Here is a 19,279-nt window from a genome sequence, read left to right on the forward strand (position 1 = left end):
TTAAATTACACTTATAGTATTGATTTAAAAAGTATCATAAATGGTTGGAATAGGCTGGCGCTTATGTTGAGTTCGCTGATAAATAGCAATCAGTGTTTGCTCAACATGTTTTGAAACGGGCTTACCCTCTAAAAAGTCATCAATTTGCTCATAGCTTAAGCCAAGCGCCTCTTCGTCAGTCAGGCCTGGGCGTTCACTTTCTAAATCTGCAGTGGGTGCTTTTTCAACTAGCAGCGAAGGAGCACCTAATGCTGTTGCGAGTGCGCGTACTTGGCGTTTTGAAAGGCCAAATAAAGGCGCTAGGTCGCAGGCACCATCACCAAACTTGGTGTAAAAGCCAGTAATATTTTCGGCACTATGATCGGTACCCACCACTAAACCTTGGCAAAACCCTGCTATTTCATATTGCACGACCATGCGTTGGCGTGCTTTAACATTGCCTTTAATAAAGTCAATTTTATCTTGCGTTGGCAGTGGCTGGTTATTGCCTGCTAAGGTCGCCATTGTCTGCTCATGCAGTGCATCGGTTGCTGGCTGAATATTTACTGTCATCCGCTGACTTGGCTGAATAAAATCAACAGCCATCTGCGCTTCGTTTTCATCAGTTTGAATGCCATAAGGTAGGCGCACCGCAATAAACTGATACTGTGTATCTGGTTGTTCCTGATTTAGCTCATTAATCGCTATTTGACATAGTCGGCCACAGGTTGATGAGTCTACGCCACCACTAATACCTAGCACCAGTGAGGTCGCGTATGCTGCTTTTAAACGGGCTTTAATAAAATCTACGCGACGTTTCATTTCCGCGTTTACATCAATACTAGGCTGAACTTTCATTTCAGCCATAATTTCGGCGCGCATAGCTCGCTCCTTAAATTAAAAAATTTTAATGCCCAATTAAAGAATGGTTATTATGTGATGTCACATTTCATAATTAAAGCCCTATCTACTCTTTTATTTGTTTATTTTGAGCTTTTAGTTCGTCAATTTCAGCGAATAGTTCATTATTATTTGGCATGCATAGTTCAACTAAACAAAAATGGCGCAATTAAGTATGCGCCATTTTATTTTGGTAATTAAACGTTTAGAACTATTATGAGTCGCTTACTTCGCGTGCCCAGTGTTGCTGCTTTGCCACATGTAATTTGCGGTAGCCATCAAGTAAGGCTGCGTGTTTTTTAAAGCTATCAAGTGATAAACCAGGGAAAGTTAAGCCGTTAAATAATTTGCGCCCTTCAGCAATTTCAATGGCAAGTGTTACATTATTAGCGCCAAACATAAGCCCAAGTGCATCTTGATAGCTTGCATATTCGCGCTCGTCATCGTACTTAATCTCTAATATCGCTTTTAAGCAACGAAAGTGGCGCATGGCGTCTTCGTTTACTTGACCGGTATGCAAAATCCAATCAACCCAGTCAATCGCCTCTTCATTACCCGCCGCTAAGCATAAGTGTGCTTTAAGTTCACCAATACGCAGTGTGTGCCAAGGGGTGTCAGCATCGGTTGCTAAGCCAATGAATTCAGCCGCGCGTGTAATATCACTGTGGCCTGCTTCTTCGAGGTTGTTGTAGATTTCCATCCATTGCTCGCTATCGTATTGATCAAGCGATAAGAAGTCTTCGCGAAATTTAGCCCCTTCATTATTATTGCGCCAAATTAGCTCATCTACTGGATAGATATCAGACATGCCCGGCACTAAAATACGACATGCATACACGTTTAAGTGGGTGTAATCCATTATGTAGATATCGTGGCCCATGCTATGAATTAAATCTGTACAGAAGTTATATTCTTGCTCAGTGGAGCCACTAAAGTCCCAGTGTACAAATTCAAAGTCTGCTTCAGCGCGGAAAAAGTCATGTGAAATTAAACCGCTTGAATCAATAAAGTGCAATTCAATGTTTTCAGGCGTGGCGACTTCGTCATTATCAAATGTAGCAGGTTGGAATACGTCTAGTTGATCTAAGCGACGGCCTTGTAGTAGTTCAGTAACGGTGCGCTCTAGTGCCACTTCAAATGAAGGATGCGCACCAAAAGAGGCAAACACTGACCCATCAACAGGGTTTATAAGCGTGACGCTCATTACTGGGTATTTACCACCAAGTGAGGCATCTGCAATACGTAAATGAAAGCCATGGCTGCGAAGCTCTTCACAGGCCTCATGAATTTTAGGGTATTGTTTTACCACCTCTTCAGGCACGATTGGTAAACTAATACCTTCGGCTATAATACGGTTTTTAATAGCACGTTCAAATACTTCAGATAATCCCTGAACGCGGGCTTCAAATTTCGTATTACCAGCACTCATGCCATTGGATACAAAAATATTACCAATTACATTTACTGGAATATAAATATCTTGATTATCACGTTGACGTGTATATGGCACAGTGCAAATACCACGCTCAAAATTGCCAGAATTAAAGTCATAAAGGTGTGACGCGGTTAATTCGCGCTCTGGGTCAAAATAATCCCATAAGCTTTCATCCATAATGCCTTGGGGTATTTCATCGTCTTCTACTTTAAACCATTTTTCATTCGGGTAATGGGTAAAGTCACCATTAGCAAACTCTTCGCCTAAGTAAAAGTCAGCAAAAAAATAGTTACAGCTTAAACGCTCAAAATATTCCCCTAACGCAGAGGCGATTGAGGCTTTATCAGTGGCCCCTTTACCGTTAGTAAACATCACACCGCAGTCGCTATCTTTTATATGAACTGAATAACAGTTTGCTACAGGGTTAAGCCACAGTGCTTCTTCAATATTAATATTCAGCGCTTTTAGCTTGTTTTGCATGGTAGAGATAGACGATTCTAAATCGCGGTCTTTACCTTTAATAAATGTTTTTTCAGTCATTTTGATCTCAACTAGGTCTGCACAATACATGGACTGAGCATTATCGTGGATTTTGATGTTTATTTCACCCTTTACCCGCTATTGAGCATGTTTTTAATAGAACGATTATGAATATATGCTAATAATAGTTTATTGAAATCGTCTCGAGCGACTAACGTTGAACACAGCGTGAGCTAAATAAGCAAAGATGTTATGCTTAAAGCAGACCCATTGTTAGAACTTGGCCTTGAATATGCTAACTGGTTACCTAAAGAGTGCGTAACCGCGCTTTTTTATCGCAACTTAAAATAGCGTACAATGCGAACGAAAAACATAAACCAATAATAAAGCTGAGCATGTGTTCAGCTTTTTTGATTTTTACATGCCCCAGGAGTTGTGTATGACGGCAGAAAAAACCCATCTTGAAATTTGTAATTTAACTCGAGAACAATACCCACAAATTAAAACCTTGATGGATGAAGCATATCCCGACTTAGGCGGCGCATGGCCAAGCCACACTATTTTTAGACTCATCGATCAGTTTCCTGAAGGGCAAATAGGGATTGTGGATGACGGTTTGCTGGTGGGCTTAGCTTTGAGTGTACAAGTTGATTATGCGCGTTTTTCAAACCCTCATACTTATGAAGATATTGCCGACGGCCACGACCGTGTATTTAGCGATACAGCAGGGGATGCACTGTACGGTTTAGATGTAGCCATAAGCGAAAAGTACCGAGGTATGCGTTTAGGGCGTCGTCTTTATGATGCACGTAAAGAGTTGTGTCGTCAGTATAACTTACGTGCCATTTTAGCCGGTGGACGTATTCCACGTTATTATAATCACAGCAGTGAAATGACCCCGATGGAATACATTGCTAAGGTGAATCAAAAAGAGCTGTACGATCCCATACTAAGCTTTCAACTAGCTAACGGTTTTCAGGTTAAGCGATTATTGAAAAAATACTTACCTGAAGATCAGGAGTCGGTAGGTTATGCCACGCTGCTTGAGTGGAATAACATTATGTTTGAACCAACAGATACTGTTATTGAATCAACTAAATCTATTGTGCGGGTTGGGGCGGTGCAATGGCAAATGCGCTGTGTTGAATCGGTTGAAGAAATGCTAAAGCAAGTTGAATACTTTGTTGATACCGTGTCTGATTATAAAAGCGACTTTATATTGTTTCCCGAGTTTTTTAATGCACCATTGATGGGGCTAATCGAGCAAAACAATCAAACCGAAGCTATTCGTTATTTAGCCGAGCACACGGAAACATTTAAAAATGCAATGTCACGAATGGCAATAGAGTACAACGCAAATATTATTACCGGTTCAATGCCACTTGCTGAAGACGACAAAATTTATAACGTCAGTTACTTATGTCATCGCAGTGGCAAAATAGACGAACAACGTAAAATTCACATCACACCCCATGAGCAAAATGACTGGGTGATTCAAGGGGGTGATAAAATAGCGGTATTCGAAACCGATGCGGGGCGCGTGGGTATTCAAATTTGTTACGATGTTGAATTTCCCGAGTTATCGCGCATTTTGGCAACGCAAGGCCTCGATATTTTATTTGTACCATTTTGGACTGATACTAAAAATAGTTATTTACGGGTAAGGCACTGTGCTCAAGCGCGCGCTATTGAAAACGAATGTTATGTGGTTATTGCCGGCTCTGTAGGTAATTTACCTGAGGTAGAAAGCCTAGACGTACAGTACTCACAATCGGCTGTACTTACACCATCGGATTTTTCATTTCCACACGATGCCACACTAAATGAGGCAACCACTAATACCGAAATGTTATTATTTAGCGACTTGGATATGGATAAATTAAAAATACTTCACAGTGAAGGTACTGTGCGTAATTTAAAAGATCGCCGCAGTGATTTATACGAAGTGATCTTGAAAAAGAGAGATGTTTAATGGCGTGGATGTACTTAATTATCGCTGGGTTGCTTGAAATTGGTTGGCCAATAGGCTTAAAAATATCACAAAACCCAGATACTCGATGGCAGGGGATTGCAATTGCAATTATGTTTATGGTGGCCAGTGGCTTTATGTTGTGGTTGGCGCAAAAGCAAATATCCATGGGAACGTCTTATGCAGTATGGACAGGCATTGGCGCTGCGGGGACGTTTTTAGTCGGCATATTATTTTATAGCGATGCCGCTACGTTTGGCCGTATTGCCGGCGTATTAATGATTATATGTGGTGTGATCACCTTAAAAATTAGTCATTAATTGTTATAAAAAAAGCGCAGGTTTTATACCTGCGTTTTTTTAGCTGCTCGGCAGCATAACCAATATAGCAGCCACTGCAATCAATAATAGCCCTGCGCTGTCTTGGCGTTTTAACGGCTGTTTTAGCCATAAAATCGAGATTAACATGGTAAAAAATACTTCTACTTGACCGAGCGTTTTTACATAGGCGACATGCTCTACGCTCATGGCGCTAAACCAACCAATCGACCCCAAGCAGCTAAATACACTCACTGCACTGGTCATTCTTTTATACTGGTACATAACCTTAAAGGTATGGCGTTCTTTCAAAGCAATATATATACATAACATCAGTGTTTGTAAGCTAATAATGAGTAATAGCACCCAAGCTGGCGCATAAGGAAAGTCGATACCCGAGCTTAAGCTCGCTTCGCGGATCCATGACGATGACAACGCAAACGAGGTGCCACAGGCAAGTCCAGTTAATGCTGTTTTTAGGTTAAAATGTTTTACATTAGCAATGCCGCTTAATAGCAATACAGCGAGTGCGCCAATAAATACACCAATCCAACCTAAAAATGAAAGCGCCGAACCAAAAAATAGTAACCCTAATATAGCCGCCATAAGTGCTTCGCTTTTAGCAAGGCCAGCACCTACAGCAAAATTATTCATTTTAAACAACTTTACCATGAGCCCTGTAGCAATAATTTGCACCACGCTGGCGCCAATAATATAGCTAATAAATAAAGAGTTAAATGAAGGGAGAGGTGCATCGTGGTAATAATAAAGCGTATATAAATAGAGTGCAGCAATAGGGCTTGCGACAATAAAGCGGGCGAGTGTAACGCCAGCAATGCTTACATGAGTGCTTAATTTGCTTTGTAGCGCATTACGCCATGACTGCATAAATGCGGCAAAAATAGTGAGCAAAATCCAAATCATCATAAATCACTCAAAAGAAAAAAGTGTTAATTTAGCAATACTATGACGCTAAAGCGAATAGTAAGAGGGTATAATGAATATTCATCATCGGCGATAATTTGCCACCCAGACGCACTCGCTTTCATTGCTGCTATTTTTTAAAAGGCGCTGCCATTGTTACAAAGTAACGCCTTGATATTATGCCTTTGTGAAACGCTGAGTTCTGTATCGTGAGGTAGTATGAGTATACTGTTGGTCGTCAAATGTATGTTACTTATATTCGGCGGCTTTTTCGTACTCACTATGCTATTTTAAATCATCAATATCAATGAGAGAAACATAATGACAACTTTATTGGTTTGCGCCTTAATAGCAGTGATCATGCCTTATGTTGCAAGAATTCCCGCGATGATGGCAATGAATAAGCTTGGTGGATACGATAATAAACACCCGCGCCAACAACAAACCCAACTTACAGGGCTAGGTGCGCGGGCATTGGCTGCGCATCAAAATTGTTTTGAATCGTTAGCGGTGTTTGCAGTCGCGCTTGCGGCAGTGTTGGGCACAAATAATGTAAATGCAGTAACCGAGACATTAGCGATGACGCACATTGTTGCGCGTATTTTATTTTGTGTTTTTTATTACTTAAATCTCGATATTATTCGCTCGATAACTTGGCTGGTGGGAATGGGAACTGCTATTGGCATGATCGCCGTCAGTTTATAACGTCGGTTTTATTGATTTTTATAAAGTGGTTTTCTGGTAAGTTTAAGTTATTTAATGCCAATTCACCTATTTGTACGCGGTGTAAGTCAATGACTGTATAGCCACAGTAATGCGCCATTTTACGAATTTGCCTGTTGAGTCCTTGTTTTAAAATAATACTAAACTGATTATCGGTTATTTTAGTTACTTCACACGGTAAGGTCATTTGCTTGTCGACTGGAACGCCTGCTGCCATTTCTGCACAAAAGGTCTTATTTAAAGGTTTATCTACGGTGACTAAATAATGTTTAGGCTGGTGGAAGTGAGGATGGATCAGCTGATTACAAAAATCCCCATCGTTGGTCAAAATAAGTAAACCACGGGAGTCTTTATCAAGGCGACCAATAGGATATACCCGTGTTAATTGTGGTAGATGATGAATAAGGCTGCTTGAGTCATGTTGATTGAGTTTGCAGTCAATCCCGACTGGTTTGTGGTAGGCAAAGTAGACTAAATCGGCTGGGCCTTTAATTTCTTTTTCGTTCACTATTATTGTGTCTTGGTCATCAACGTGATCTATATGATTCGCTGGGCGATTGTTTACAGTTACCACACCTTCATCAATTAAACGCGAGGCCTGCTTACGTGAGCAAATACCGGCATGAGCAATATATTTAGCGAGTCGAATTTTTGTATTCATAATGCCGTGTAATTAACAAACAAAAAAATATTGATCGCGATTATAGCAAAGCTGCGTATTGATTACTTGGACAGTTAATTTAACATTGGGCAGGTTAATATGGGTATTCAGTTTTCAGAATTAAAAAAACATCAACCATTACAAAAAGTGGTGGTTCATTCACTGGAAATGGCCTTGTACCAAGTGTCTGTGGTTATCAATAACGTTGAATATTACGTACAAGAAAGTGATGGCGAATTTGTTAAGGCGCGCAGCCCACTGCATATTCAAAAGCGATTTGAAGACATCGCCTACGTACAAATGATGCTCAGGCATACTAGCGCTTATGATGAGATGTGTGGGCAACCCGAAAAAATTTCCAGTAATATGTTGGAAGTTCCTTTTGGGCAAAACAACCTGTATTAACATCTATACTTTGCTAACATAGGTCTATTTGGGATAGCCCAATGCACCTATTACACTCTGATAATTCTGAGCATTTAAACCAAGCACTGCGTTCTAGCATGCTTGAATTTAATGCTCTTCACTTTGACGCAGAACGTCAAGCGCTTGGATTTAAATACCTCGATAAACAAGGTCAATTAATTGCCGGTATAAGTGGTCATGTTTTTGGTAACTGGCTGCTAATAAGCTGGTTATGGTGTGATGAATCTGTACGTGGAAATGGCTTAGCTAATTCGTTATTAACGTCACTTGAAAAGGCGGCAATTGAACTTGGGGCCGTTCAAGCCCAGCTCGACACCTTAGATTTTCAAGCAAAACCTTTCTACGAAAAGCGCGGTTATCAAGTTAAATACCAACTTAATAATTACCCACTCCATGGCACTCGCTACTTTATGGAAAAACCGCTAGTAGCGGCTCAATAACGCAACTCTGAGTTTTATTACTTTGCCATTAACGGCGTGCCGTCAAAACTAATACCTAAAAATGGGGTTGTTTCGGGAGCCAACATGAAGGTGCGAATATTCATATGATCGTGCGCATCTGGGTGGTTTAATACGTCCTCACGATAAAACTGACCAAAGCAATCCAAGGTATTTTGTTTGCTAAGACCGTTTAGCTTGGCAAACGCAAAAATTTTACATGAACCATTATTTTCACTCGCAGAGCTTAATAGTCCATGGTTACTAAAATTACAGGCACTAAAAGCATAATGCGCATCAATGACGGCCATGGTATCAGCAAAACTGATGCTTTTAGGTTCATTCGCGAGCGTGGTTAAATAGTCGGTAAGTGTCATGCGTTATCCTTGTTGTTGTGGTATGTCGTTAAGTTAATAACTAACCAAGTATAGATTACAATTTGCCAATTAAATGAGTTAATGCATGGATGTTGGTTATTTCAATGTCAGCCAGCCCTTTGTAGGCACAAGCCTGTGCTTGATTATTTAACCATACAGACTGGCAGCCGGCGTTATTAGCGCCTTGCACATCACTATCTAGGCTATCGCCAATGTGTAAAATATCGCTGTTTTTAATGCCTAATTGTATTGCCGCTTGATCAAACATGGTCGGGTGGGGTTTTGCTTTACCGTGTAAGCCTGCTTGCAGTACTAACTCAAACTTACCTTTTAAGTTAAATCGTTCAATATCAACATTGCCGTTAGTAATGGCGATTAACCTGTAATGTTTATTTAATTTATCGAGCAGACTCAGCACGTCTTTGTCGACCTTAATATTACTTCGCGCATCAGCAAATGCCTGATAGGCACAGTTTGCATGGTGCTCAATTTCATCGTCATTATAACCAAGCTCAGACAAAACTAAACACAAAGTATGTTTACGCCATTGGGTTACATCATCAATGAGCGCTGGTTGCTGCAAAGCTGCTATTTCACGGTATTGCTGCCAAAACTGCGGCCCCTGTTTTTTATAGCCAGGCAAGGTATTTAAGTAATCATTTTGCGCGTTGACCGCCGCTGTTATTATAGGGCGGTTGTCGTACAAGGTGTCGTCTAGGTCAAAACTTAGTACAGAAAAAGGAGAAATTGCGCGATTAAATCGGATCATGATTACTATCCTAATCGGTTCGTTTTTTAGCTCGTGGATGGGTGTTGTCGTACACCTTAGCCAAGTGCTGAAAATCTAAATGTGTATAAACTTGGGTAGCTGATAAGCTGCTGTGGCCAAGTAGCTCTTGTACTGCGCGTAAATCGCCAGACGATTCCAAAATATGCGATGCAAATGAGTGGCGTAACTTATGCGGGTGCACCTGTGAACTTATACCTTGCTTAATGCCCCATTGCTGCATACGTAAACGCACTTGACGCACAGAAATACGGTTTTTTTTACTACTTAAAAATACCGCGTGTTCATCTAAACCAACAAATAGTGGGCGAATTGCTAACCAATTTTTTAATGCCGCAAGCGCCTTTGAGCCTACCGGTATTAGGCGCTCTTTTGCGCCTTTACCGCGTACTAGTATTTCCCCATTGCTGGGGCTTATATCTTGTATGTTGGCACCCACTAACTCACTAATGCGCAATCCTGATGAATACATCAGTTCCATCATGGCTTTATCACGGATGGCAAGTGGATCGTCATCGGGTATTTCGAGTAAGCGGGCCATTTGGTCAACATCAAGATTTTTAGGTAAAGGCTTGGCAAATTTAGGGCCTTTTATTCCTTGTGCAGGATTGTGGTAATGCGCTTGCTCAGCAATATTTTTTGCTTTTAAAAATTTATATAAACTGCGAATGCAGCTTAGCTTTAAGCTGATTGTTCTGCCACTTAATTGTTTTGCGCGCAGTGCCATACTGTAGCGGCGAATATGCTCACTTTGTACCGCAAACCAAGTGTCGCATAGCTTATTAAAATACAAGGCGGCAAAGCCTAATTGGCTAACATATTGATTAACTGTGTGCGCCGAGTACTGGCGCTCAAATTTTAGGTAATCACTAAACAACATGATGGGTGTACGCCAGCTATCGCTTAAGTCGCTTATATTTGGCGCGTTGTCGCTCATGCTAGTTCCAGTAACCGTATTTGTAATGAGCGTACAAAATCTAATACAAATAAGTTATCTTGTGAGGGCTCAAAGTGGTTTTCATCATGGCTACCAAACGCCAAAATGGCATAAGGATTACTGGGTTCACCAATTAAATAAAGTGCACTTGATTGGGTCTCATTGTTAAAGAGTAAATCGCTTTCTTGCTGATTTACGCGGCCTAAATAATGATTACTATCTGAGAGACGATGTTGCACGAGTTCTTCATAAACACTATTGTAACGAACTAACCTACACTCATTAATCGTTGGGCTCATGCAAATGATATTGCGTAAGTTACTCGCCAGAGTATTAAAATCGTAATTGCTCCACAGCTGGCGATGGCATTGGCTGAACAAACGATACACAAGCTCATTTTGAATCGCATGTTTAGTCATTGTCTCGATTTGATTTTTTAACTGAGTATTATGTTCACGTAGTTGGCGCTGCTGAATATGTACTAACGAAGTCGCACCTTGAACTTGCTGTTTTAACTCAAGTTGTCCTAATAGCGTTGGATGCTGCACTAAAAAATCGGGGTATTGCTGTAAGTAATCTATTACTTGCTGTTTAGTTAATTCACTCATAGAGCAACTTGTCCATCAAATACATGTTCGGCAGGGCCGGTCATACGCACAGGATGGCCTTCGCCACTCCAGCGAACTTGTAAGCTACCACCAGGTAAATCAACCTGCACTGTGCTGGTGAGTTTGTTTTGGATGAAGCCAACCACCATAGCGGCACACGCGCCCGTACCGCAGGCCAGCGTTTCGTTTACGCCACGCTCCCACACTCTGAGTTTTATATGTTCTTGAGAAATAACCTGCATAAAGCCAATATTGGCGCGCTGTGGAAAACGTTCATGGTTTTCAAGTAATGGACCAAGTATATCAACCTGCGCAGTTTCAATGTCGTCTACTTCCATTACGCAGTGAGGGTTGCCCATAGATACGGCGCCACTAAATACAGTGTGTTCGTGTGCGCGAATAATATAGGTAAGCTCACGCTTGGTTGCTTTGAGCGGGATTTTACTCGGCTCAAAATTAGGGTGCCCCATATTAACGGTCACTTGGCCATCTTTTTCAATATACAGGGTGAGGTTACCAGATTTGGTTGAAACGCTAATCTTATGTTTATTGGTTAAGCCTTTCATGCGCACAAAGCGGGCAAAGCAACGGGCACCATTACCACATTGTTCAACTTCGTGGCCGTCAGCGTTAAAAATACGATAATGAAAATCGAGTTCGGGTGAGTAAGGGGCTTCAACCATGAGTAATTGGTCAAACCCAATGCCGAAATGGCGATCGGCCAGCTTTTTGATTTGATCACGAGATAAGAAAACGTTTTGTGTAATATTATCAATCACCACAAAGTCGTTACCTAAGCCGTGCATTTTGGAAAAATTAACTAACATAGCGCTCTAATTCGGTTTTGCTCTGTGCCAATCATGCCACAGAGCAGCTAGGTAACAAAAACGTTTATGGTAAAATTTTCTCACCTTGGTATAGGCTTTCGATGGTTTCGCGCTGGCGAATAAGATGATGTTGTTCACCATCGACCATTATTTCGGCAACTCGTGGACGTGAGTTATAATTTGAACTCATAGTAAAACCATAGGCTCCTGCGCTACGTTGTACTAATAAATCCCCTTGTTTTAGTGCTAAAGGGCGATCTTTACCTAAAAAGTCACCTGTTTCACACACCGGCCCAACCACATCATAATTATGGGTCGGGGTTTCATCATCACGCACAGAGACCGGAATGATTTTTTGCCATGCTTGATACAGTGACGGCCTTAACATGTCGTTCATACCCGCATCAACAATCGCAAAATACTTGTCTTGATTTTGCTTAATAAACTCAACTTGAGTCACTAAAATACCGGCATTAGCAGCAATGGCACGGCCAGGTTCAAAAATTAGTTCGAGATGGCGGTAATTGACAAGCCGAGCCGTTACTTGGGCTGCATATTCACTTGGGTGTGGTGGTTGCTCATTATCGTAAGTTACCCCAAGCCCTCCGCCAATATCTAAATGGCTCAGTTCAATGCCTGTATTTTTTAACTCATCAATTAATACCAGTAGTTTATCTAGCGCCTCTAAAAACGGTTTGGTTTGGGTAAGCTGTGAGCCAATATGGCAATCAACACCCACAATATCTAAGTTTGGTAATGCTGCCGCATGTTGATAAACACTCAACGCAGTTTCAATACTAATACCAAATTTATTTTCTTTAAGCCCAGTGGAAATATACGGGTGTGTTTTAGCATCAATATCAGGGTTAACGCGAATAGAGATTGGTGCGTTTAAATTAAGCTCGCAAGCCACTTCTGAAATGCGTTCCAGTTCTGAGATTGACTCAACATTAAAACACTTAATACCTAGCTCTAACGCATAAGCAATTTCGTCAGCGGTTTTGGCAACCCCAGAAAACACCACTTTATTGGCAGCCCCTCCGGCTTTAATAACACGTGCGAGCTCTCCTTTAGAAACAATATCAAAACCCGCGCCGAGTCTTGCCAGTATGTTTAATACTGCAATATTTGAATTTGCTTTAACGGCGTAGCAAACTAGGCTTTTATGATCTTTAGCTGCATTAGCAAACGCTAAGTAATGGCGTTCAAGGGTGGCTCTTGAATACACATAACACGGTGTACCATAATGTTGGGCTATGGTTGCTACGCTGACATCTTCAGCAAATAGTTGATTGTTTTTATAATTAAAAAAATCCATTTACTGCTCCTGTTGTTGCTCGACGGGTGTTTGCTTATTAGGGGTGTTTGTTGGCTGAGTTTGTTCAGCAGGCTGCTCTGGTAAGTACAGCGCGCCGCTTTGGCCACAGCCAGCTAACGCACACAACAAAATAGTGCCGATTAATAGTTGTTTTAATTGTAAGGTATATGTCGCTTTCATTAGATTAATACGGTTGCTGGCTTTATAATCGCAGAGTAACAGAATATCTAAAAAATGCAGCTATTCGCGGATGATTTTATTCCTGTTACACTAGCTGTACAAACATGCACCATTATTTAGGCACCTCGCCTGTAAAGGAAATAACCATGACTGATCACGAATATCACCAATTAGCAGAAGCGCTTATGTTCACTATTGAAGAACAAATTGATGATTGTGAAGCCGATTTAGATTATGAATCGGCTCAAGGTATTTTAGAAATTATTTTTCTAGATCGCAGTAAAATTGTGATTAATAAGCAAGCACCTTTGCACCAAGTGTGGGTGGCAACAAAATTTAATGGCCATCATTTTGAAATGCGTGATGGTCAATGGATTGATAATCGCTCTGGCGCCGAGTTTTGGCGCTTCATTAATGAAGCGTCAACACGTCAAGCGGGTCAAGAAATTAAGTGGCAATCATCGCTATGAGTTTAGAGTTTGTAGAGTATCCAGCGCAAGGTTTACATAAAGCCACGGTTATTTGGTTACATGGCTTGGGTGACTCAGGTGATGGCTTTGCACCGGTTGCCCCGCAACTTGACTTGCCCAGTGAATTAGGGGTGCGCTTTGTATTTCCGCATGCGCCTATGCAGGCCGTTACAATTAACGGCGGTATGCAAATGCGCTCATGGTATGACATTAAATCGATGGATTTAGACAAACGTGCAGATGAACAAGGGGTTAGGGAGTCTGCAGCAAAAGTTGAGCAACTAATAACCCAAGAAATTGCGGGCGGCATACCGGCTAACAAAATCATTTTAGCGGGGTTTTCACAAGGTGGGGTGATATCGCTTCATTTAGCCCCGCGTTTAGCGTACAAGCTTGCGGGTGTGATGGCGCTATCAACCTATATGTGTGTGCCGCATAAATTGGCAGAGGAAGCAAAGCAAACACAGTTAAATATATTTATGGCTCATGGTAGCCAAGATGGCGTTGTGCCGCATAGCGCGGGTAGAAGTGCGTTTGACGTATTATCATCGCATAACATGGATGTAAGCTGGCAAGAATACCCAATGGGGCACGAGGTTTGTACTCAAGAGTTACACGCTGTGCGCCAATGGTTAATGTCTCGCCTAAGTTAGTTTAGCAGCCGCTGAGGGTCAAAATGAGTCAAAAAATAGTAATAACAGCAAATGTAAAACGTGAACCACAAGTTAGCGAACCCAGCGTGAGCTATGATTGGCATTGGCGTCGGATTGTGAGTATTTCTATGTTGGTGATTATGATCTCTGCAGCGATTATTTACGGCCTGTCTAGCGCTGTGAATGCTGAACAAGGAGCGCCGCATCTTAATGAGCAGCTCGATTTAACTGTGCAACCAACGGCAATGATATCGCTAAGCGATGATGTAGCATCAGCAGAGAGTGAAAAAGCAACGGATGCTGATGAAAAACCGGTAAATACAGCCACAATTGCCGATTTTGAAACCCTTTCCTCAGGTGAGCAAAAATTAGCTCCGATTACTGAACAAGTATTACCAGAGCTTGAAGTTCAACAAAGTATTATTGAGCAAGAAGTAGAGCCAACAATCACTGCTGCACCTGAAAAAGTAGCTATTGCGGCAATGCATACTCAAGTGCCTGAAACCAAAACTGCCAGTATAAAACCGGCTGAGCAAAAACAATTTGCTGCTTCAGCACAGGTTGCGAGTGTCGCCATTGGAGCAAAAATAGATACAGCCACTATCAGTCGTGCGGTACTGACGCGCAGTGTCAATGATCGTGAACCAACCAATGTATTTGCTGCCGATGTCCGTTTAAATCAGTTTGAAGGGTCGCTGTCATTTTTTAGTGAGCTTAAAAATTTACAAGGTCAGCAAGTTAAACATGTGTGGTTATTTGAAGGTGAGGTCATGGCGGAGGTTGCGCTTGAAATCACATCTGTGCGCTATAGAACGTACTCAACTAAAAATATTATGGACTCCCAAGTGGGGCAATGGCGCGTTGATGTGGTTGATGAACACGGACTACTGATTGCGCAAAAAGAATTTAGAGTTTTAGCTGATTAAATCTAATAATTATTAATGGATATTTTATGACTGAAAAAACAAAGTTAGTTCGCATTGCCACTCGTAAAAGTGCATTGGCACTGTGGCAAGCTGGATTTGTAAAAGCACAGCTAGAGCATTTTCATAATGACGTACGTGTAGAGCTGGTGCCAATGTCGACTCAAGGAGACATTATTTTAGATACGCCACTGGCTAAAATTGGCGGTAAAGGCTTGTTTGTAAAAGAGCTTGAGCAAGCCATGCTTGATGGGCGAGCAGACATTGCAGTGCATTCAATGAAAGATGTTCCTGTAGAATTTCCAGATGATTTAGAGTTGCACGTTATTTGTGAGCGTGAAGACCCACGTGATGCATTTGTATCAAATAATTTTGCCAATATTGATGCGTTACCGCAAGGCGCGATTGTTGGCACCTCAAGCTTACGTCGCCAATGCCAAATTAGAGCGTTGCGCCCTGACTTAGAAATCCGTGACTTACGAGGCAATGTAAACACACGTTTAGCTAAGCTAGACAGCGGCCAATACGATGCCATTATACTCGCAGCGGCTGGGCTAATTCGTTTAGAAATGAGCGAACGTATTCGTGACTTTATTGAACCCGAAGTGTCTCTACCTGCTAATGGCCAAGGTGCTGTAGGTATTGAATGCCGTATAGATGATGAAGTCACTAAAGCCTTATTAGCACCGCTGGAGCACAGTGAAACACGTATTCGTGTTAATGCCGAGCGCGCAATGAACCGCCACTTAGAAGGGGGCTGCCAAGTGCCTATTGGTGCCTATGCATTGGTTGATGGTGAGCAAGTGCATTTACGTGGTTTAGTGGGCGCGATTGATGGCAGCGAAATTTTACGCGATGAAATTAGCGGGCACGTTGATGATGCGGAAAAATTAGGCATAGAGCTGGCTAAAAAACTTTTAGCACAAGGTGCCGATAAAATCCTTGCCGACGTATATCGAGACGCATAATGAAACATATCTTGATAACTCGGCCCGAAGGAAAAGGCGCAGCCCTTGCACAGCAACTTGAGCAGGCGGGTTATCAAGCGTCTTTATTTCCTGTTTTAAAAATAACGTATTTAACGCCAGCAAGCGTTGAGCTAACCCCACTGCTTAATGCCGACAAAATTATTTTTGTTTCACAAGATGCAGTGCATGCACTGAGCGCACTTAAACCGGCAATTAATACCAAGGCGCAGTTTTATGGGGTGGGTCAACAAACAGCCGATACTATTTACGAAGTGTTTGGGGTACGTGCCGCACTGCCAAAACAACATGACTCTGATGGGTTACTGGCGCTTAAGTCGTTAGCTGAGGTTGATGGCATTAATATTGTGTTAGTTAAAGGGGTTGGCGGGCGACCTGAAATCGCACAAACCTTAAAACAGCGCGGTGCCTTTTTAAATAATTGTGTGGTGTATCAGCGCGAGCCAGTTGAACAACAATCCGCTAACTGGATAGACCACTGGCAAAGCCAAAATGTACACGGTATAGTCATTACAAGTAATGCCGCAGTTGATGCTATATTTAATACCTCTACGGCGGCACAATTAACATGGTTACAACGGTGCGAGTTTTATGTTGCAAGTGAGCGCATTGGCGCTTATTTACAACAGCAAAAAATAAATTCGACACATATACATACTGCCGCAGGAGCGAGCGATCACGCTATGTTTACCTGCATAAATCAGCAAGGTAGCAAAATGAGCGAACAGTCAGTAACGTCAAAAGTAGAAAAAACGCCACAGCCAACAGCAAATAACACCTCCAATACCGCTAAGAGTGACCCCGTAAAAGCGAATAATCAAAAGCAAAATAATCCTCAAAAAGTGAGTAAAGTGGGCAGCCTTGCGTTGGTGATTTCGTTGCTTGTTGCCGGCGGTGTGGGTTATGAATTTTATCAAAAACTGAATGCCGGTAAAGTACAGAGCCTAGCGGTTAATACACTAACTGAACAAAATAAAGTACTCCAACAAGAGTTGCAAACGCTAAAATCTGAGCAGCTGAATTTGCAACAAGCGTTAATTAATAGCGAAGATCAAATTGCTATGGCACTCAATGAAAACGCTGTAAAAAACCAACAAGCATTAAAAGCCGCGCTGCAAAAAGTACAACAAAGTGGCAATATATTAAATCCACAAGAAGTAACCAGCTTACAACGTATGGCTGAGTTTAAACTGTGGGCAGAGCAAGATTATGCGGGCACGAGTGCGGTGCTTAAGCGTTTAAATTCATTATTAAGCGATCATCCTGGTACGCTTGAGTTGCGCCAAGCAATTACTCAAGATATACAAATGCTCGATGCCATTAAACCCGTTGCAGTAGAAGCTATTTATTTACAATTAAATAGTGTAAAAAATAATATTGATAACTTGGTATTTAATGCGGTTAATTTGCCAGAGGAAGCGGTTATAAGCGATGAAAATGCGCTATCTGAAGATATGAGTGATTGGCAGCAAAACATCCGTAATAGTTGGAATAAAATAGTTGATAGTTTTATCACTATTCGTCATCACGATGGCATATTAATTGAGCCGCTATTGACCGATAGAGAGCGCCATTTAATTACCCAACGCATAAAACTTACGATTACTCAGGCGCAAGACGCCCTACTTAGTAAGCAGGCAAGTGTTTATTTTAACGCGTTAAATGATATAAAACGTTTGCTTAATGAATACTTTAAGCAAGATGATGCCACGACAAAAGTGGTATTACAAACCTTAGCAAACCTTGAAAAAGAGCCACTTAACTTTAACCCTGAAGTGACATTGCAAAGTACTGAGCAAGTCAAGGAGTGGGCACAATGATAGGACTGATTATTTTCATTGTCGCTATTGTATTGGTGCTGGCGATCACCCCCTTTGTGTTAGATGAAAAAGGGTATGTGCTTATTTCATTTAATAACACCACTATAGAGGGCACGATTGTTTCGTTTTGTATTATGGCGGCACTGAGCGCAGCAGCCTTGTATTTAATGTATAAGTTAGTGCGTTACTGTTTATCTATTTATAGAAATACCAAGCATAGTTTTTTTGCACGTAGCCAAGAGCGCAAACATGCCGCTATAGAGCAAGCATTGTGGAGTGTTATCAACGATGATTTTGAGCAAGTAGAAAATGCGCTATCGAGCAATAGCGTGCCAGATAAATTTGACGATATACGTTTAGCGTTACTTGCAAAAGCGGCGCTGGCAAATAATCAACCCAATAAAGCGCTTGAATATTTGTTTGAAATAAGCCCTGAGCAACAGCTCAAAGCGGCTAAGTTATGGTTAGCCAGTGGCGATAGTCGTGTTATTGAACCGCAAATACGCGTTGCTGCTGAATCTAAAAAAGCCACGGTACTTGATCTAAAACTGTACACCGAAGTGTTAGTGCAACAACAACACTTTACACTACTTGAAGATTTTTTACCGCGCTTATTACGTAAAAATGCCTTGAGTGATGTGCAGTGGCAGCAAGTGTTTTTAGCTTACTTTGCCTCTTGGGCAAGTGATGAGTTAACAGTTAAATACGAGCAATTGGGTAAAAAATTACAAGTGCACGCGCATTCTGCGTATTTAACTCAAATGGCCAAAACAGGGCAGTTGGCAAGTATTGAAAGTGAGTTAATTAAATTACTCAAGCACACTAAGCATTACAATGAGCTGGCCAACATTTTAAGTGAAGCTGCGCCAGGTAATGCTTATAAACTACAATCAAGCATTCAAGAACGACTTAAAAAAGATGAACATAATAACGCATTATTATTAGCGTTGGCATGTTTAGCTAATGCACAAGGTGACTATGATTTAGCTGCCCGTGTGTTTGACAAAGCGCTCAATAGCGATAATAAGTCACAATATCGACAACAAGCTATACTAAGCTATAAGCACAGCGCACAATTAGACAAGGCACTTGTGCTCTCCCAATAATGGATTATATTTTATAAATCAATAAATAAGCAAAAG

22 protein-coding genes are annotated in these 19,279 nt (G+C 41.5%); 11 read left to right on the forward strand and 11 right to left on the reverse strand.

Annotation, left to right across the window (positions count from 1 at the left end; translation table 11 throughout):
- Positions 1 to 24: 24 nt before the first annotated feature.
- Positions 25 to 861 (reverse strand): NAD(+) synthase, encoded by an 837-nt coding sequence (gene nadE, locus AC6H44_RS15790; protein WP_500736658.1) that lies wholly within the window; start codon positions 859 to 861, stop codon positions 25 to 27.
- A gap of 232 nt (positions 862 to 1,093) precedes the next feature.
- Positions 1,094 to 2,854, reverse strand: coding sequence for a 30S ribosomal protein S12 methylthiotransferase accessory factor YcaO (gene ycaO / locus AC6H44_RS15795; protein ID WP_500736660.1), 1,761 nt, complete (start codon positions 2,852 to 2,854; stop codon positions 1,094 to 1,096).
- A gap of 379 nt (positions 2,855 to 3,233) precedes the next feature.
- On the opposite strand from ycaO, the gene AC6H44_RS15800 reads away from it, so the two are divergent.
- Together AC6H44_RS15800 and AC6H44_RS15805 are read left to right on the forward strand one after the other, a co-directional pair.
- Positions 3,234 to 4,766, forward strand: coding sequence for a GNAT family N-acetyltransferase (locus AC6H44_RS15800; protein ID WP_500736662.1), 1,533 nt, complete (start codon positions 3,234 to 3,236; stop codon positions 4,764 to 4,766).
- A complete protein-coding gene (locus AC6H44_RS15805; protein ID WP_500736664.1) occupies positions 4,766 to 5,083 on the forward strand; it encodes a DMT family transporter in 318 nt (105 codons plus the stop codon). Before AC6H44_RS15800 ends, AC6H44_RS15805 begins: the two co-directional genes overlap by 1 nt.
- Before the next feature lie 39 nt (positions 5,084 to 5,122).
- Here AC6H44_RS15805 and AC6H44_RS15810 read toward each other — a convergent pair whose 3' ends face one another.
- Positions 5,123 to 6,004: a DMT family transporter gene (locus tag AC6H44_RS15810; protein WP_500738449.1), complete on the reverse strand. Its 882-nt coding sequence runs from the start codon at positions 6,002 to 6,004 to the stop codon at positions 5,123 to 5,125.
- 321 nt (positions 6,005 to 6,325) lie between these two features.
- On the opposite strand from AC6H44_RS15810, the gene AC6H44_RS15815 reads away from it, so the two are divergent.
- Positions 6,326 to 6,709 carry an MAPEG family protein gene (locus tag AC6H44_RS15815; protein ID WP_500736666.1) on the forward strand — a complete coding sequence of 128 codons (384 nt, stop codon included), beginning with the start codon at positions 6,326 to 6,328 and terminating at the stop codon, positions 6,707 to 6,709.
- Here AC6H44_RS15815 and AC6H44_RS15820 read toward each other — a convergent pair.
- On the reverse strand, positions 6,699 to 7,388 hold the full coding sequence (locus AC6H44_RS15820; protein WP_500736668.1) for a pseudouridine synthase: 690 nt from the start codon (positions 7,386 to 7,388) through the stop codon (positions 6,699 to 6,701). The genes AC6H44_RS15815 and AC6H44_RS15820 overlap by 11 nt on opposite strands.
- A gap of 99 nt (positions 7,389 to 7,487) precedes the next feature.
- Between AC6H44_RS15820 and AC6H44_RS15825 the strand changes: the two genes are divergently transcribed.
- Positions 7,488 to 7,793 carry a DUF6482 family protein gene (locus AC6H44_RS15825; RefSeq protein ID WP_500736669.1) on the forward strand — a complete coding sequence of 102 codons (306 nt, stop codon included), beginning with the start codon at positions 7,488 to 7,490 and terminating at the stop codon, positions 7,791 to 7,793.
- A 41-nt stretch (positions 7,794 to 7,834) separates the two neighbouring features.
- Positions 7,835 to 8,254, forward strand: a complete 420-nt coding sequence (locus tag AC6H44_RS15830; protein WP_500736671.1) for a GNAT family N-acetyltransferase — start codon at positions 7,835 to 7,837, stop codon at positions 8,252 to 8,254.
- Positions 8,255 to 8,271: 17 nt separating this feature from the next.
- Here AC6H44_RS15830 and AC6H44_RS15835 read toward each other — a convergent pair whose 3' ends face one another.
- The 7 genes from AC6H44_RS15835 to lptM all read right to left on the reverse strand — a co-directional run bounded on the left by AC6H44_RS15835 (position 8,272) and on the right by lptM (position 13,285).
- Positions 8,272 to 8,628 carry a HopJ type III effector protein gene (locus AC6H44_RS15835; RefSeq protein ID WP_500736673.1) on the reverse strand — a complete coding sequence of 119 codons (357 nt, stop codon included), beginning with the start codon at positions 8,626 to 8,628 and terminating at the stop codon, positions 8,272 to 8,274.
- Positions 8,629 to 8,683: 55 nt separating this feature from the next.
- A complete protein-coding gene (locus AC6H44_RS15840) occupies positions 8,684 to 9,397 on the reverse strand; it encodes an HAD-IA family hydrolase (RefSeq protein WP_500736674.1) in 714 nt (237 codons plus the stop codon).
- Between the two features lie 10 nt (positions 9,398 to 9,407).
- A complete protein-coding gene (locus AC6H44_RS15845; protein ID WP_500736675.1) occupies positions 9,408 to 10,352 on the reverse strand; it encodes a tyrosine recombinase XerC in 945 nt (314 codons plus the stop codon).
- A complete protein-coding gene (locus tag AC6H44_RS15850) occupies positions 10,349 to 10,960 on the reverse strand; it encodes a DUF484 family protein (RefSeq protein ID WP_500736677.1) in 612 nt (203 codons plus the stop codon). The genes AC6H44_RS15845 and AC6H44_RS15850 overlap by 4 nt, the downstream gene beginning before the upstream one ends.
- On the reverse strand, positions 10,957 to 11,787 hold the full coding sequence (gene dapF / locus AC6H44_RS15855) for a diaminopimelate epimerase (protein WP_500736678.1): 831 nt from the start codon (positions 11,785 to 11,787) through the stop codon (positions 10,957 to 10,959). The genes AC6H44_RS15850 and dapF overlap by 4 nt, the downstream gene beginning before the upstream one ends.
- A gap of 64 nt (positions 11,788 to 11,851) precedes the next feature.
- Complete coding sequence (gene lysA, locus AC6H44_RS15860) at positions 11,852 to 13,105, reverse strand: diaminopimelate decarboxylase (protein ID WP_500736680.1); 1,254 nt, start codon at positions 13,103 to 13,105, stop codon at positions 11,852 to 11,854.
- On the reverse strand, positions 13,106 to 13,285 hold the full coding sequence (gene lptM, locus AC6H44_RS15865; protein ID WP_500736682.1) for an LPS translocon maturation chaperone LptM: 180 nt from the start codon (positions 13,283 to 13,285) through the stop codon (positions 13,106 to 13,108).
- Between the two features lie 146 nt (positions 13,286 to 13,431).
- On the opposite strand from lptM, the gene cyaY reads away from it, so the two are divergent.
- The 6 genes from cyaY to AC6H44_RS15895 are packed head-to-tail and all read left to right on the forward strand — an operon-like array spanning position 13,432 to position 19,243.
- Positions 13,432 to 13,755, forward strand: coding sequence for an iron donor protein CyaY (gene cyaY, locus AC6H44_RS15870; RefSeq protein ID WP_500736683.1), 324 nt, complete (start codon positions 13,432 to 13,434; stop codon positions 13,753 to 13,755).
- Positions 13,752 to 14,408, forward strand: coding sequence for an alpha/beta hydrolase (locus AC6H44_RS15875; protein ID WP_500736684.1), 657 nt, complete (start codon positions 13,752 to 13,754; stop codon positions 14,406 to 14,408). The genes cyaY and AC6H44_RS15875 overlap by 4 nt, the downstream gene beginning before the upstream one ends.
- Positions 14,409 to 14,431: 23 nt before the next feature.
- Positions 14,432 to 15,334: a DUF2914 domain-containing protein gene (locus tag AC6H44_RS15880; protein ID WP_500736685.1), complete on the forward strand. Its 903-nt coding sequence runs from the start codon at positions 14,432 to 14,434 to the stop codon at positions 15,332 to 15,334.
- Between the two features lie 26 nt (positions 15,335 to 15,360).
- Positions 15,361 to 16,299, forward strand: a complete 939-nt coding sequence (gene hemC / locus AC6H44_RS15885) for a hydroxymethylbilane synthase (RefSeq protein WP_500736686.1) — start codon at positions 15,361 to 15,363, stop codon at positions 16,297 to 16,299.
- Positions 16,299 to 18,137, forward strand: coding sequence for a uroporphyrinogen-III C-methyltransferase (locus AC6H44_RS15890; RefSeq protein WP_500736687.1), 1,839 nt, complete (start codon positions 16,299 to 16,301; stop codon positions 18,135 to 18,137). The genes hemC and AC6H44_RS15890 overlap by 1 nt, the downstream gene beginning before the upstream one ends.
- Positions 18,134 to 19,243 carry a heme biosynthesis HemY N-terminal domain-containing protein gene (locus AC6H44_RS15895; protein WP_500736689.1) on the forward strand — a complete coding sequence of 370 codons (1,110 nt, stop codon included), beginning with the start codon at positions 18,134 to 18,136 and terminating at the stop codon, positions 19,241 to 19,243. The genes AC6H44_RS15890 and AC6H44_RS15895 overlap by 4 nt, the downstream gene beginning before the upstream one ends.
- The last annotated feature ends 36 nt before the right edge of the window (positions 19,244 to 19,279 follow it).

This window comes from Pseudoalteromonas sp. TAP-3C, assembly GCF_059888565.1.

Bases quoted from the DNA above. Each gene is read 5' to 3' on its own strand.
- cyaY (WP_500736683.1), top strand. From the start codon at position 13,432: ATGACTGATCACGAATATCACCAATTAGCAGAAGCGCTTATGTTCACT.
- AC6H44_RS15850 (WP_500736677.1), bottom strand. From the start codon at position 10,960: ATGAGTGAATTAACTAAACAGCAAGTAATAGATTACTTACAGCAATAC.
- AC6H44_RS15875 (WP_500736684.1), top strand. From the start codon at position 13,752: ATGAGTTTAGAGTTTGTAGAGTATCCAGCGCAAGGTTTACATAAAGCC.
- AC6H44_RS15815 (WP_500736666.1), top strand. From the start codon at position 6,326: ATGACAACTTTATTGGTTTGCGCCTTAATAGCAGTGATCATGCCTTAT.
- AC6H44_RS15845 (WP_500736675.1), bottom strand. From the start codon at position 10,352: ATGAGCGACAACGCGCCAAATATAAGCGACTTAAGCGATAGCTGGCGT.
- lysA (WP_500736680.1), bottom strand. From the start codon at position 13,105: ATGGATTTTTTTAATTATAAAAACAATCAACTATTTGCTGAAGATGTC.
- nadE (WP_500736658.1), bottom strand. From the start codon at position 861: ATGCGCGCCGAAATTATGGCTGAAATGAAAGTTCAGCCTAGTATTGAT.
- AC6H44_RS15880 (WP_500736685.1), top strand. From the start codon at position 14,432: ATGAGTCAAAAAATAGTAATAACAGCAAATGTAAAACGTGAACCACAA.
- AC6H44_RS15805 (WP_500736664.1), top strand. From the start codon at position 4,766: ATGGCGTGGATGTACTTAATTATCGCTGGGTTGCTTGAAATTGGTTGG.
- lptM (WP_500736682.1), bottom strand. From the start codon at position 13,285: ATGAAAGCGACATATACCTTACAATTAAAACAACTATTAATCGGCACT.
- AC6H44_RS15830 (WP_500736671.1), top strand. From the start codon at position 7,835: ATGCACCTATTACACTCTGATAATTCTGAGCATTTAAACCAAGCACTG.
- dapF (WP_500736678.1), bottom strand. From the start codon at position 11,787: ATGTTAGTTAATTTTTCCAAAATGCACGGCTTAGGTAACGACTTTGTG.
- ycaO (WP_500736660.1), bottom strand. From the start codon at position 2,854: ATGACTGAAAAAACATTTATTAAAGGTAAAGACCGCGATTTAGAATCG.
- AC6H44_RS15800 (WP_500736662.1), top strand. From the start codon at position 3,234: ATGACGGCAGAAAAAACCCATCTTGAAATTTGTAATTTAACTCGAGAA.
- AC6H44_RS15835 (WP_500736673.1), bottom strand. From the start codon at position 8,628: ATGACACTTACCGACTATTTAACCACGCTCGCGAATGAACCTAAAAGC.
- AC6H44_RS15820 (WP_500736668.1), bottom strand. From the start codon at position 7,388: ATGAATACAAAAATTCGACTCGCTAAATATATTGCTCATGCCGGTATT.
- AC6H44_RS15895 (WP_500736689.1), top strand. From the start codon at position 18,134: ATGATAGGACTGATTATTTTCATTGTCGCTATTGTATTGGTGCTGGCG.
- AC6H44_RS15825 (WP_500736669.1), top strand. From the start codon at position 7,488: ATGGGTATTCAGTTTTCAGAATTAAAAAAACATCAACCATTACAAAAA.
- AC6H44_RS15890 (WP_500736687.1), top strand. From the start codon at position 16,299: ATGAAACATATCTTGATAACTCGGCCCGAAGGAAAAGGCGCAGCCCTT.
- AC6H44_RS15810 (WP_500738449.1), bottom strand. From the start codon at position 6,004: ATGATTTGGATTTTGCTCACTATTTTTGCCGCATTTATGCAGTCATGG.
- AC6H44_RS15840 (WP_500736674.1), bottom strand. From the start codon at position 9,397: ATGATCCGATTTAATCGCGCAATTTCTCCTTTTTCTGTACTAAGTTTT.
- hemC (WP_500736686.1), top strand. From the start codon at position 15,361: ATGACTGAAAAAACAAAGTTAGTTCGCATTGCCACTCGTAAAAGTGCA.